Below are 13,648 nucleotides of genomic sequence, written 5' to 3'. Positions count from 1 at the left end.
ACTGATCCTGTGTTCAAATTAAGGCCCTAGTTTAAGCGTTTTTAATTGGCTTCGTCCAACCTTGATGACGCAATAATGCATCTATTTTTGGCTCGCGTCCGCGGAAATTGATAAACGCGTCAAGTGCTGAATCTTTTCCGCCAACTGCTAGAATAAACTGCCTGAACTGCTTTCCGGTGTCGGTGTTAAATACCCCTTCATTTTCGAAGCGATCGAAGGCATCGCTGGCCAAAACTTCGGCCCATTTATAGGAATAATAACCGGCCGCATAGCCCCCGGCGAAGATGTGACTGAAGCTATGCTGGAAGCGGTTGTAATCGGTGGTTGGCACCACCGCATATTTATACCGGATTTCATTCAGCACATCCTGAATCTGGCTGGCGGTCAAGGCTGGGGTCATGCGGTGAATATTCAGGTCAAACAGGGCAAATTCCAGCTGGCGCAGGGTCTGCATGCCGGACTGGAAGAAGCGCGCATTCAGCAGCGCCTGCAGTAAATCATCCGGCAGGGTGGCCTGTGTGTCGATATGCTGACTGAGTACATCCAGGCTTTCTTTGTCCCAAGCCCAGAATTCCATAAACTGGCTTGGCAGTTCCACAGCATCCCAGGCTACGCCGTGAGTGCCGGCCACCGCAATGTTGTCGACTTCCGTCAGCATATGATGCAGGCCATGCCCAAATTCATGGAATAAGGTCAGTACTTCATCATGGGTCAGTAAGGCCGGCTGATCCCCCACGGGCGGGGTGAAGTTACAGACCATATAGCAAATTGGCTGTTGCAGGCCCTGGCTTTGCTGCATGCGCGAACGGAAACCGCTCATCCAGGCGCCGCCGCGTTTGCCCTGACGGGCATACAGGTCAAAATAGAAACCGCCAATTACCTGACCCTGATCTTGCAGTTCAAAATAACGGGCGTCTGGATGCCAGACTGGTGCTTCACGCTCGATAATATCCACATCGTATAGACGTTTAACGATGCTAAATAAGCCATCAACCACTTTTGGCGCCGGGAAATACGGTTTCAGTGCTTCCTGAGACAGATTGAACTGGGCCAGTTTCAGCTTTTCTGAATAGAAACTGGTATCCCACGGTTGCAGCTGCTGAATGCCATCTGCTGCGGCAATGGCTTTCAGTTCGGCAATCTCCTGTTCAGCCGGCTGACGGGCATGTTCGGCCAGCTCAACCAGGAACTGCTCAACTGCTTCGACACTTGGTGCCATTTTGCTGGCTAATGACAGTTCGGCATAGTTGTTAAAGCCGAGCAGCTGGGCCATTTCCTGACGCAGGCTTAAAATTTCTTCCATCACCGCGGTATTGTCAAAGGCCTGATCGGCCGACTGGTCAGAAGCACGGGTGGTATAAGCCTTATATAACTTTTCACGCAGGCTGCGATCTTCAGCATAGGTCATAATGGCCAGATAGGACGGGAAATCCAGCGTCGCAACCGGCTGCTCCAGCTCACGTTGCTGGCCATACTGCTTGAGTAATTCCACACTGCTGGCAGGCAGGCCGGCTAGTTGTGCTTCTGTGAGCGGTTTAAAGTAAGCCTGTGTTGCATCCAGTACATGGTTGGAAAAGTCAGAGGACAGCTGCGACAGGCGCGCTGAAATTTCCGCATAGCGTTTTTTCGCTTCACCTTCCAAGGCCACACCTGACAATTTAAAGTCACGCAGCGCCAGTTTAATTGCGCTTTGTTGCGCTGCGGGTAAGTCATTAAACGTCACTGCATCATGAACCTGCTGATAGGTCTGATACAGCACCGTGTGCTGACCGAGCTGGGTATAGTATTCGCTCAGGCCAGGTAACAGTGCCTGATAGACTTCACGGGTTTCGGCATTGTTCATCACCGCATTCAGGTGCGAGAGTACGCCCCAGCTTTCGCTCATCTGGTTTTCCAGATGATCGACCTGCGCCAGAACCTGCAACTGTGCATCGCTACTGGCCGGAATGTCTTGGAGTTGCTGTAAAAAGGCCTGCCCTTGGGTGATGGTCTGTTCAACCTGTTGTTTTAATTGGGGCAGCGTAATCTGGTCAAACTGGGGTACTGGCAGGGTTGCCTGTTCTAATGTCATTTCTTTTTCCATGTTGAAGTCCTGTCTTAGCAATAGATGTAGGGCCTCCAGCGTGGGAAATCAAGCGGTGTGTACAGAATTGCTCAACTTCATACAAAAAAGAGCGCCGTGGCGCTCTGTTTCTGATCGGGCTGCTTAGTCCAGCTTGGACTTGGCATTGGACTTTTTCTTTTTCACTTTGGCTTTTTTCTTGACCTTGTCTTTGCTTTCGGCCTTGGCGGTGACTTTTTTCGCCGGCTTTTTGCCATAAGAACTCGGTTTCGATTTGGCCTTTTTCTTCTTCAACGGCTGTTCGCCATCTTCACTCACGGCAAGCTTGACTGGACGATCATGAAAGATTTCTTCGGTGGCTTCAGCACGCGGCGCGGCTTTGGCCACGCGTGGTGCACGGCTGCGGATCGCACGACCGGCATGGGTCAATTGTTTGACCAGCTCGAAATCAATCTTGCGTTCTTCCAGGTTGACTCCGGCCACCTTGACTTTGACTTCATCGCCCAGACTAAAGGTCTGACCGCGTGACTGACCGACCAGTGACTGGCTGGCCTGATCAAACATAAAGAAGTCATCGCCCAGCTGGCTGACGTGAATCATGCCATCGACATACAGATCTTTCAGCGTGACAAACAGACCAAATTCGGTCACGGCAGAAATCACCCCGACAAATTCTTCGCCTAAATGCTGCTGCATATAATGACATTTCAGCCACATGGTCACAGAGCGGGAAGCTTCATCGGCACGACGTTCGGTTTGCGAGAAATGCTCACCGGCATCATCCAGCGCGGCACCCGAAATCGGATATGGTTTCTGGGCCAGATGCGCTTTAATGGCACGGTGCAAGAGTAGATCCGGATAACGGCGAATTGGCGAGGTGAAGTGAGTATAGGCTTCATAGGCCAGACCATAGTGGCCGGCATTGGCCGCGCCGTAATAGGCCTGCATCATCGAGCGTAATAGCACCGCATGAATACTTGGCGCATCAATGCGGTCTTTGGTGGCATCAATCACGGCCTGATAATCGGCCTGGGTTGGCTGTTCCGGGAAATTCAGTCCCAGCAGTTTTACAAATTCACGAACTTTCTGAATCCGTGAAAACTCAGGTGGTTCATGCACACGGTACAGCATCGGAATATCATTTTTGAGCGCAAATTCTGCTGCCGCCACGTTGGCCAGTAACATACACTCTTCAATCAGTTTATGCGCATCATTACGGGTTCGTGGCAGGATTTCCTGAATCCCGCCGAGTTCGTCGAAGGTCATATAGGTTTCGACGGTTTCAAATTCCATGGCATGACGCTGGGCACGTAAACCTTTGAGTACCTGATACAGCTGGAACAGGGTATTCAGCGATTTGCGTACATCCTGGTCTTCCGGAATGGCAGCGCTGTCGCCGTCAAAATATTGCGCTACCTGGGTATAGGTCAGACGGGCTTTGGAATGCATTACCGCAGGATAGAATTCGAATTTGGTTACCCGGCCGGCACGGGACAGGTTCAGGTCACAGACCATACACAGACGATCTACCTGCGGATTCAGCGAACATAAGCCATTCGATAAGGCTTCTGGCAACATCGGTAAGACAAAATGCGGGAAATAGACCGAAGTGCCGCGTTCCTGGGCTTCATCATCCAGCGGTTTGCCCGTGCGGACATAGTGGCTGACATCAGCAATCGCAACCACTACGCGGTAGCCGCCCCCTGGACGTTTTTCTGCATACACCGCATCATCAAAGTCGCGGGCATCTTCACCGTCAATGGTGACCAGAGCTAAATCACGTAAATCGACCCGGCCTTCACGGTCTTTGGCTGACGGTTCTTTAAAACTGTCGGCATCTTTTAAGACATTGTCCGGAAATTCATATGGCAAACCAAACTCTAAAATAGTCTGGGGAATGATGATTTCGGTATCGGCTTTATCGGCCATCGACTGTACCACATGGCCGGTGGCAAATTCTTCACGGCTTGGATAGTCATCAATGGCAACGCGAACTGAATCGCCCAGATTCAGTTTGGCGTGTTCAACCAGCTCTTTTTCTAAAGTCACCGGCTGATGGCTGTTCGGATTGCCCGGCTGAATAAAATATTCACCGTCATACATCGACAGTTTGCCAATGATCTGTTTCACACGGCGCTGCTGGACTTCGGTAATAAAGCCCCAGGCTTTGCCTTTGCGATCGACCGAGGTCTGGCGCACTTTAACGCGGTCGCCATTAAACACCAGACGCAATTCACGCTCGGGTAGCAGGATGTCATTTTGTCCGTCAATATGGGCAGAACCGAGACCCTTGCTATTAATGTAGACCGTGGCTTCATGGGTAGGCTGCTCGGCGGCAAGCTGGAACTTGAATCCGTCTTTCATGAGCTGGCCATCACGCACCATGGCAATTAAGCGGTGGCTCAGGGCATCAATACTTTTCTGATCGGCAATTTCAAAATATTCAACCAAGTCGGCATGCGACTGGGCCTGTTGCAGTTTTTCAATACTTTCAAGAATCAGTGTGCGACTTGGAATCGGATTATCGTAACGTTCGGCTTCAGCTTTTGCTTCAGGATCGACCCAGTTTTTCATCATGTCTTTGGCTTCAAGTCAGAAGATAGGTTTAGCATAAGTCATGCAGCGTCAGACTGCACGTAAATGATTGCAATAATGTGTTTTAAGTCTTTATTTTAAGATGATTGCGAGTAGATAAAATCACATTCCCCATAAATTTGCAGAAAATGCCAGGCTAGAAGCAATAAATTGTTTAAAAAATATTTAATTGAGCAAAAAACTGCAAAAAATAGAGTGACTGCGCTTGCAGTGCTACAGTTAAATTTGTATTATGGCGGCACGTTACGGTGAGATGGGTGAGTGGCTGAAACCACGTCCCTGCTAAGGACGCATACGGGCAACTGTATCGAGGGTTCGAATCCCTCTCTCACCGCCACTTTACTTATGTCGCGCTCATAGCTCAGCTGGATAGAGCACTTGGCTACGAACTAAGGGGTCGGGAGTTCGAATCTCTCTGAGCGCACCAATAAGTAAACCGGGAAATAACGCAGTCTAATATAGACGACACAAGTGACGCGCTCATAGCTCAGCTGGATAGAGCACTTGGCTACGAACTAAGGGGTCGGGAGTTCGAATCTCTCTGAGCGCACCAACTTGAACAATTAACCGCACATGTTGCGGTTTTTTTGTGCCTGCAATTTGGCTACTCAGCTGCATCAGCCGGCTTCCTTATTTGTTACACTTTCAACTGCAATTTAAAACCTGTATAAAATCAGCGCACAAATACATGATTTGTCCAATATCTATCCATTTGGTTGCATTTTTATGAAATAAGACTTAACAAATACCGAAAAGCCCGTATAATGCACCCCATCAAGACGTCGCGCTCATAGCTCAGCTGGATAGAGCACTTGGCTACGAACTAAGGGGTCGGGAGTTCGAATCTCTCTGAGCGCACCAATCTTGATAAAGAATTCTGAAAAAACCGCACATGTTGCGGTTTTTTTGTGTCTATAATTTACTAAAACATTCCCGCATTATTTGATCTTCTGTTGAATCTTTAAGGTCAGCACGGTATTGCCACCCAATGCCGGCAGCAGCTCGTGATACGGCATACTGCGCATGGCGCGTAATAAAAACGGTGCCTGCGCATCAATGTTCATGGCGCTGGTCACATTCAGTAAACTGCCCTCGGCTTGCGGCAAAATCTGCATGCCGCCTTGCACATAGCGTAAATCTCCCCCCACCGCCTGAAACTGCTGCTCCAGAGCGCCTTGTGCCTGAAAACGCAGTTTAAAATCAAACGGAATCTGAATCACGCCCAGTCCGACCGAAATTTTATAGTTGGCATCCAGCTGCCGGGCAGAGGGCTGCTGAATATGAACTTTTTTAATTTGCCGTGGAAACAGGTGCTGGTAGGCCTGCGGTTCAAGCCAGGGTTTTAGCTTGCTGGCCGGCTGGGCATAGTACTGATAGCTGCTGCTAAAACGCATGATTTCCTGCTTTGCACCATAGGACACCTGATAGGCCGGCAAAATAAACGATACGGGTTCTTGTGATTTCTGGCTGATCTGCCGGATTTTGTTCATCTGGCTGACACTTAATTCAGGGGCTGGTACGTCGCCGGCGGGTAAGGCTCGGGGTGTTGTGCTTTTAAATTTACGTTGCAGTGCTTCCAGAATAAAGGCATTGGTGCCGGCCGGCAGGCCCAGTTTGGCATCGGGCAGGGCATTCAGGATGGTACGAAATAAAAAGCCTTTGGGCTGCGCCAAATCTCCCCAGTGCGTGACCGTGACCAGCATCTGATGGGCCGACAAGGCAAACCATTCTATTTTTCCGGCGCCATACGGAATGGGCGCGTCAATCACTAGGGTTTCAATACTGTTGTCGGTGCGCTGATGTTGCAGGATCACATCGTCTTTAAAGTTCAGCACCGGAATGGGCGTGGGAATATGAATCCGGTATTTGACCTGACTGATGTGCTGGCGCTGCTCCAGCATCTTGGCGCTTTTTAAGGTCGGAAACAGCTGGGCATAGCCTGAATAATCACTGAGCAGCGCCGCAACTTTGTGACTGGGCACTGGCAGCACCACCGCAGCACTATAAAATTTACCCCGTTTTGTGGATGCGAAGGTTGGCAGCTGAATCGGTTGCGCGGCATGCGCATAAATCAGAATTCCATCTCCGGTCAGCGCGGCCAGCTGCTCGGCACTGCTGCCATAGCCTTGTAAACTGCCTGGCATTTTTCCTGTCCAGCGAACTAAACTGGCCCAGGCAGAAACCGGCAGCAGCAGACTGCAAAGCAGGGCGATCAATCGGGTGTGCGTCTGTGGCATAAAACATCCTGTTTTTGCTGTGGAGGTGAGCGAATCATCCCGTTTTGAATAGGGTTATTTTTTGAATGGTGGTTGCAGCATCATCATGACAGCACTGGCGAGAAAAAGAATAAGGAAATCACCTATTCTGGTGTAATATTTAGCGTAATTTAACTGATTTGATGATGAGCCGATGTCGGAACTCAAGCCTGCCTTGTCGCTACGTTATTTTTTAAATCTGGAAGAATCTCAGGATGGCTTTGCTCTGGCCACCTTTGGTAAAAAACAGTTTACCCGTTTTATTACCCCGTTAATCAGTGTCGGGATTATTGCCTGGGGCATTTATTTGGGCCTCGATGGTGTAGGTCGTTACTATCTGGCGCTGGGGGTATTTTTTCTGGTGCTACAGATGCTGATGCGCTACTGGTTCCTGCCAATGATGTTTAAGCGTCAGTTTGTCAAATACCAGTTTGGAAAAAGCGAACAGGGCATTGCGCTGTATCAGGATTATGCCGAGATTTCTGCCAATGGCCGTGACAAAGTGGTGCATTATAACGAAGTGCAGAATTTTGCTTCAGGCAAGCTGACCTATATGATTGAGCTGAAAAACCGCATGGTGATTATTGTGCCAAAACGCGTGTTTGAAAGCACAGCCGATCAGACCCTGTTTGAAAATACCTTTAAAAAATAAGCCTGTTAAAACCATCACATCATAAGAGGGAAGATCATGAATACACGTCCATCGAAAATTGTCTGTGTGGGTCGCAGTTATGCGGATCATGCCAAAGAACTGGGCAATGCGGTTCCTGATCGTCCGGTGCTGTTTATCAAGCCGCCGAGCAGCCTGCGTCCGTTATCTGCCGGGATTGCCTGGAATCCGGCCTGGGGCAGCTGTCATTATGAATGTGAACTCAGCCTGCGTATTGACCAGCCCTTAAAGGCAGAAACCGATCCGCAAAAAGCCTTGCAGGCCGTGGGGGCGGTGACTTTGGGGCTGGACCTCACCTTGCGTGACTTGCAGGATGAACTGAAACAGAAAGGCCATCCATGGGAACGGGCCAAAGCCTTTGATGGGGCTTGTGTACTGGCAGACTGGGTCGATGTTGCAGAAATTAATGACTGGAAAGATGTGCACTATACGCTGCATATTAATGACGAACTGCGTCAGCAGGGGCATACCGCGCTGCTGATTTTTGAAATTGGTGCGCTACTGGCTGAAATTAGCCACAGTTTTAGTTTGGAGCCGGGCGATGTGGTAATGACCGGTACTCCGGCCGGGGTGGGTGCCTTAAAGGCCAATGACCAGTTAAGTATGCGTTTGCAGGGCAAAACCCGGGAATTTGTCTGGAGCACTTTTGTTCAGGCTTAAGCCGTATATCCAGACGACAAGGACTGCAATTGCAGTCCTTTTTTATTGAACTTTTCGAGCCTTCCTGGTTTCAGTCTTTGAGTAAATCCTGAAACTTGCTATGCAGCTTCATCAGTTTGGGTGGAATTACAAAGTTGCAATAGCCCTGAGTCGGGTTATTGGCAAAGAAGTTCTGATGATAGGCCTCTGCCGGATAAAAACGCGGTGCAGCGGTCACTTCGGTGACCACAGCAATGCCCTCGGCTTTGAGCTGCTGGATCATCTGTTCGGCCTGTTGCTGCTGCTCCGGATTTAAATAATAAATCACCGAACGATACTGGCTGCCGACATCATTGCCCTGACGGTTAAGCGTGGTCGGGTCATGGGTGGCAAAGAACACATTTAACAGCTGGGTATAGCTGATTTGACTGTCATCGAAATCAATCAGAATGACTTCGGCGTGGCCAGTATCACCATTGCATACCGCTTCATAATTCGGATTGTCCATCTGGCCGCCGGCATAGCCACTCACCACTTTGGCCACACCGCGCAGTTGGAGAAATACCGCTTCGGTACACCAGAAACATCCACCACCAAAAATTGCCTGTTGCATAAGGTTAGCCTTCTGTTGTCAATCGTTCATAAAAAAGCCTGCAAAGATGCAGGCCGGTGCAGTATTAACGCGGTTGTACGGCACTTTCCAGCTGAATCAGCAAATTACCATAACGATCCAGCAGTTTCAGGGTTTTACCAAAGACCTGATAATGGGTTACTTTGGCCAGCGCTTCATTGAATTTCTGATCAATGCCATTGCTGTTGAGGCAGGCCATACGGGTGCCAGCCATTTGGCTTAGCGTTAGCGTGTCACGGCCGGCGCTGTAGCTGCCCATAATCCGGTTACAGCCATCGGCACCGCTAACGCGTTGGGTGGCGCTATCAAATTGCAGGCTTGGAATATTGTGGGCAGTCGGTTCGGTGCGAACCGCAGTATTGCCAATCTGGGTCACAATCCAGGTGCGGTTTTGTAGCTGGACAAGATTGGCAGTTTCAACGGTAGCACCCGGGGTTGGTAAAGTTTCACAGCCACTAAAAGCCAGGGCTGAACCTAAAAGGGCAACGGCAGCAAGATGTTTAAGCATATGGATTGCTCTTTATTTTAAAGCTGATGGATGTATCTAAACAAATTTTAAATTTGATCGCCAGTTAAAATTGTATCATTGATTTGACGGAGAACCAGTAGCGGATGGCGCGGGCAAACCCTGCCGGATTAGTGCTGAAAATTGTGCACTATCCAGCTGGCCCGGCTGTTCCACACGCGGATTGATATAAGCGCGCTGATACCAGCTTTCAATGCTCAAGCTCTGATCAAGCGCCTGTAAATCATACAAATAATTGGGTAAATAACCCGAAGCTAGCAGGCGATAATCGGTGGGCAAGGTCTGGTTGGATACTGCCTGCACCATGTCAAAGACCAGGGTAGTGCAGTTACTGGTCAGGGTGTTATACCATTTGGGCTGTTGTGCCAGTTCATCGGCTTTGGTCAGATATTCCAGAAACAGGGCTTTTTGCATTTCTTGCGGCATCTTCAGCGGGAAAAAATAGACCTGTTCACCGCGAATATTACTGCGGGTATAGATAATATCTTTTTCATCCGCCGCCACCAGACTCAGTTCATATTTGCGGAAGAATCCGCCCAGCGAAGAAAATTCTTCATGGCGTTCTTTGCGGATTTCAATCGAAAAAGTCAGCGGTGCGGCATTGGCAAAATCGAAACTGACCAGGGTGTGGGCAATTTGTGGTCCCATCCAGTAGGAAGTGATGATGTTGACGCCCCGAATCTGGTTCAGGTCATAATGGCGACTTTCCCAGCGCTGCTCGTAGGAACCATCGCTGTGCCAGTTAAAGTTACGCACATTGTGCAGAATGACCTGATCGCCGTGACGCTCGGAATGTAACAGCTGCGCCACTTCGGGATTCCAGTCGCGGTCCTGGCGAGGTGGCAGGCCAAAATACCAGAGCTGGCTGCACAGAAACACCAGCAGATAAATCAGCACATCCAGTTTACGGCTAATCAGATGCCGGCTGATATAGATGCCCAGAATGCTCATGGCAAAGGCAATCCACAGGCCAATCAGGATCCGGCTAAACAGCAGTCCAAACGGCTGCTGAAACCACAGGATCAGCACCAGCCAGATCGAGCTGCCAATTACAAACAGGCTAAACAGGCCATGCAAACTGCCTTGAATCAAACGCTGTGCCAGTTCGGGCTGTTGGGGGGTCTGCATGCTGATGAATTCATTCAGAAAAATAAGCTTTATTTTCGGTAGCTGGCAAACTCAAATGCAATGCCAGTTTTGTCATCCAAATGTTGCTCGGCACTGACTTTCTGGAACGCTGCCGGAATTTCCGGATAATGCGCATCGCCCTGCACATCCAGCTCGACATGGGTCAGTTCCAGACGGTCGGCAATATCCATGGTCTGTTTAAAGATTTCACCACCGCCAATAATAAAAATACTGTCCGGCTTTTCTGAAGCCTGCACATCAGCCACGGCCTGAGTTAAAGCTTCTTCAATTGAATAGGCGACTTTGGTGCCCTCAAAGGCCCAATTTGGATCTCGGGTAATCACCCAATTGACACGTTTCGGTAAGGCACGACCCATTGATTCCAGGGTTTTACGGCCCATCACTACCACGCCGCCCTGGGTAATTTCCTTAAAATGTTTTAAGTCGGCAGAAATATGCCATGGCAAATCATTGGCTTTTCCAATACAGCGCTGCTGATCCATGGCCACCACGTGTACAACTTCTAAACCTTGAAATGCCATGCTGTTTCATCCATATCTCATGCGAAAAATTAACCCTATTAAAATGTAAAATCCCCCTCGATGAAAGGGGGATGGGGCATTTGTCCGGAATTAATTGGCTTTAAACCGCTACCGGGGCCTTAATTGCCGGATGTGACTCATAACCGACAATTTCAATATCTTCAAATTTAAACGCGAACAGATCTTTGACGTCCGGGTTCAGTTTCAGCTGGCACAGCCCCAGCGGTTCACGACTGAGTTGCAGTTGTGCCTGTTCAAAATGGTTGGCATATAAATGGGTATCGCCGCCGGTCCAGACAAAATCACCAACCTCTAGATCACATACCTGGGCAATCATATGGGTCAGCAGCGCATAGCTAGCAATATTGAATGGTACACCCAGGAAGACATCGGCACTACGCTGATACAGCTGGCAAGAGAGTTTGCCGTTATGAACAAAAAACTGGAACAGGGTATGACAAGGTGGTAATGCCACCTGACCGGCTTCCTGCGGATTCCAGCCCGATACAATTAAACGGCGTGAATTCGGGTTGGTTTTAATCTCATTGATTAGCCAGGAAATCTGGTCAAAACCATCCTGATTATAGCTGTTATCGGCATTTTTGCTGGCGCCAAAGTTACGCCACTGATGGCCATATACCGGACCAAGCTCGCCTTCAGGACGGCCGAAACGCGCCGTCTGTTCTGCCGTTGACCATTCATCCCAAATCGTAACTTTGTTGTCCTGCAGATACTGAACGTTGGTATCACCTTTCAGGAACCATAACAGTTCAATCACAATTGAACGGAAATGCACTTTTTTGGTGGTTAACAGCGGAAAACCCTGAGACAGATCAAAGCGCATCTGATGACCGAATACAGAACGGGTTCCCGTGCCGGTACGGTCGCCTTTGTCGCCGCCGTGGTCAAGGATATGTTGTAACAGGTCAAGATATTGGCGCATGAAATTCTCTCAATCAAATAGTGATGTGGCTCCTGTGTCGACCTTCATTGCAGCGCAAAAGGCTGGCTGTGTTGAAGATCTTGGCTTTAAATGAGCACATAAAAGTGCAGCCATCATAACATTGATGCCGGGCCGAGATGAATATTCATCATCATTAAAAAAGGCATCTTAAAAAAGATGCCTCAGCAAAATAGTGGCAGCTTATGCGGTTGGCCGGCCGGTGTGCGGGGTGTAAATCAGATCACTCAGGTCATAACCCAGACTTTTGGCCTGCGCCAGATATTCATTTTGTGTGGCTTCATCCAGCTGTGGATGACGATGCAGCAACCATAAGTATTTGCGGCTCGGGTCACCGACCAGTGCGGTCTGATACTCCGGATCAAGTTTTAAAATCCAGTAATCACCTTTGGTAAACGGAATCCAGCGCAGGCCTTCTGGCAAGAAGCTGACTTCCAGCTTGCCATGTTCAGCATCGACCGGGGTGGCTTCACCAATCGATTCATCTAGTTGACCCTGACCATCCAGACGGCGGTTTTGCACACGCACTTTGCTATCTTCATTCAGGCTGTAGGTGGCGGAAATATCGGTACTGTCTTCGGGTTCATGGCGCATTGGCAAACGGGCAATTTCGTACCAGGTGCCCAAATAACGTTGCAGGTTAAAACCGGAAATGGTGTTCAGTTCTGAATTCATAAACAACTTCCTGAATTATTTTCATAAAGACTGCAGTTATTCTAAGCAGGCTGAACGGGATTCGGGTTATTGTTGTTAGCGCTCCTGTTTCGGCATGTATGCAGTGTAAATTCAGCCCGGTTTTCTGTGCAGCAACTGCTACACAGGTTATTAAAATGCAAAAAATTGGACAGGAAAATAAAGCTTAGGAGTCAAACCGTTTGGCACGTTGCTGGTAGATCGACACCATAAACAGTCCTACCAAGATAAAGCCGAGTGCTTGCAAGGCCATGGCCCAAAGTTGCATTTTCGGTAGAAACAGCAGCAATACGGCCAGCAGGAGCAGCGGTGCCAGATTCAATCCCCCGTACATCAGTCTGCGCTGATGTTCTGGCCAGGAACGACGATTGCTCCATTGATACAGCAGATGTAAGCCCATGCCCAGAATCAGACTGAGGATGACCCAAAACGGTGGCAGCTGTGCCTGCGTCGAGGCCAGATAAATCAGCAGACAGGTACCAATACAGATCATCAGTTTGAGCTGACGATGACAACGCGCGGAATACCAGAAACTGAGCATTTATGCCTGATCCTGATGTTGATGCAGCAATGACAGTGGCGAGAACAGACAAATTGCCAGAGCCATAAAGCCAAGTCCTTGTGCGCCCGGTAATAAAATTTCACCCTGTTGCATATTCATGAAAATTAGTGCCAACAGCAGGGCAATCGGAATCCAGGTCAGCAGGCGATACAGTAAACCGGTGGGACGTTGTGCCGCAAAATGAATTTTGCAGTAACGGCAAATCAGAAAAATAATTCCGGTGCCCATAAACATCAGGATGGCATCATAGGCCAGCGGTTGCATCCAGTATAAAACGCCGGTGACCACTGCAATCAGAATAAACAGCATGAGTTTTTGCAGTACGGATACGTTGGGATTAAACCAGAATTCGAGCATAGCCCACCAGATGAATTGTGCAAGGGT

General features: G+C 49.2%; 13 protein-coding genes and 4 tRNA genes. 6 read left to right on the top strand and 11 right to left on the bottom strand.

All coding sequences use genetic code 11. The features are described from left to right. Window positions 1-31: 31 nt before the first annotated feature. The gene (locus ACVLR6_RS12365) at window positions 32-2,071 is read right to left on the bottom strand and encodes a M3 family metallopeptidase (protein ID WP_455996188.1); all 2,040 of its coding nucleotides are present in this window, start codon (window positions 2,069-2,071) and stop codon (window positions 32-34) included. 135 nt (window positions 2,072-2,206) lie between these two features. After that, on the bottom strand, window positions 2,207-4,639 hold the full coding sequence (gene rnr, locus ACVLR6_RS12360) for a ribonuclease R (RefSeq protein WP_455995344.1): 2,433 nt from the start codon (window positions 4,637-4,639) through the stop codon (window positions 2,207-2,209). 265 nt (window positions 4,640-4,904) lie between these two features. Between rnr and ACVLR6_RS12355 the strand changes: the two genes are divergently transcribed. The 4 genes from ACVLR6_RS12355 to ACVLR6_RS12340 all read left to right on the top strand — a co-directional run bounded on the left by ACVLR6_RS12355 (window position 4,905) and on the right by ACVLR6_RS12340 (window position 5,518). Beyond that, a tRNA-Ser gene (locus ACVLR6_RS12355) sits at window positions 4,905-4,994 on the top strand. A gap of 13 nt (window positions 4,995-5,007) precedes the next feature. Next, window positions 5,008-5,084: transfer RNA gene (locus tag ACVLR6_RS12350), tRNA-Arg, on the top strand. 49 nt (window positions 5,085-5,133) lie between these two features. After that, window positions 5,134-5,210 (top strand) — tRNA-Arg (locus tag ACVLR6_RS12345). Window positions 5,211-5,441: 231 nt separating this feature from the next. Then, window positions 5,442-5,518, top strand: a tRNA-Arg gene (locus ACVLR6_RS12340). Window positions 5,519-5,595: 77 nt separating this feature from the next. Here ACVLR6_RS12340 and ACVLR6_RS12335 read toward each other — a convergent pair. Further along, a complete protein-coding gene (locus tag ACVLR6_RS12335; RefSeq protein WP_455995342.1) occupies window positions 5,596-6,894 on the bottom strand; it encodes an SRPBCC family protein in 1,299 nt (432 codons plus the stop codon). A 172-nt stretch (window positions 6,895-7,066) separates the two neighbouring features. Here ACVLR6_RS12335 and ACVLR6_RS12330 point away from each other — a divergent pair, with 172 nt between their 5' ends. Then, a complete protein-coding gene (locus ACVLR6_RS12330) occupies window positions 7,067-7,564 on the top strand; it encodes a YcxB family protein (protein WP_005180217.1) in 498 nt (165 codons plus the stop codon). 36 nt (window positions 7,565-7,600) lie between these two features. Beyond that, a complete protein-coding gene (locus ACVLR6_RS12325) occupies window positions 7,601-8,242 on the top strand; it encodes a fumarylacetoacetate hydrolase family protein (protein WP_016658545.1) in 642 nt (213 codons plus the stop codon). A 70-nt stretch (window positions 8,243-8,312) separates the two neighbouring features. Here the strand turns inward: ACVLR6_RS12325 and msrA are convergent, their stop codons facing one another. The 8 genes from msrA to ACVLR6_RS12285 all read right to left on the bottom strand — a co-directional run bounded on the left by msrA (window position 8,313) and on the right by ACVLR6_RS12285 (window position 13,621). Next, a complete protein-coding gene (msrA, locus tag ACVLR6_RS12320) occupies window positions 8,313-8,834 on the bottom strand; it encodes a peptide-methionine (S)-S-oxide reductase MsrA (RefSeq protein ID WP_016658546.1) in 522 nt (173 codons plus the stop codon). Window positions 8,835-8,898: 64 nt separating this feature from the next. Continuing rightward, window positions 8,899-9,360, bottom strand: a complete 462-nt coding sequence (locus tag ACVLR6_RS12315) for an META domain-containing protein (protein ID WP_127801633.1) — start codon at window positions 9,358-9,360, stop codon at window positions 8,899-8,901. A gap of 75 nt (window positions 9,361-9,435) precedes the next feature. Continuing rightward, window positions 9,436-10,506 carry an Lnb N-terminal periplasmic domain-containing protein gene (locus ACVLR6_RS12310; protein WP_455995340.1) on the bottom strand — a complete coding sequence of 357 codons (1,071 nt, stop codon included), beginning with the start codon at window positions 10,504-10,506 and terminating at the stop codon, window positions 9,436-9,438. A gap of 29 nt (window positions 10,507-10,535) precedes the next feature. Beyond that, window positions 10,536-11,048, bottom strand: a complete 513-nt coding sequence (locus ACVLR6_RS12305) for a dihydrofolate reductase (protein ID WP_016658548.1) — start codon at window positions 11,046-11,048, stop codon at window positions 10,536-10,538. A gap of 100 nt (window positions 11,049-11,148) precedes the next feature. Continuing rightward, the gene (thyA, locus tag ACVLR6_RS12300; protein WP_005180203.1) at window positions 11,149-11,991 is read right to left on the bottom strand and encodes a thymidylate synthase; all 843 of its coding nucleotides are present in this window, start codon (window positions 11,989-11,991) and stop codon (window positions 11,149-11,151) included. A 201-nt stretch (window positions 11,992-12,192) separates the two neighbouring features. Continuing rightward, the gene (locus tag ACVLR6_RS12295) at window positions 12,193-12,684 is read right to left on the bottom strand and encodes a lipocalin family protein (RefSeq protein WP_005180198.1); all 492 of its coding nucleotides are present in this window, start codon (window positions 12,682-12,684) and stop codon (window positions 12,193-12,195) included. 184 nt (window positions 12,685-12,868) lie between these two features. Further along, a complete protein-coding gene (locus tag ACVLR6_RS12290) occupies window positions 12,869-13,243 on the bottom strand; it encodes a hypothetical protein (protein WP_005180197.1) in 375 nt (124 codons plus the stop codon). Continuing rightward, the gene (locus tag ACVLR6_RS12285; RefSeq protein ID WP_016658550.1) at window positions 13,244-13,621 is read right to left on the bottom strand and encodes a hypothetical protein; all 378 of its coding nucleotides are present in this window, start codon (window positions 13,619-13,621) and stop codon (window positions 13,244-13,246) included. Window positions 13,622-13,648: the final 27 nt, after the last annotated feature.

The sequence above is a fragment of the Acinetobacter sp. T63 genome (genome assembly GCF_053852345.1).
Note: the sequence above shows the minus strand (reverse complement) of the source record. Positions and strands in the feature narration are given on the sequence as shown.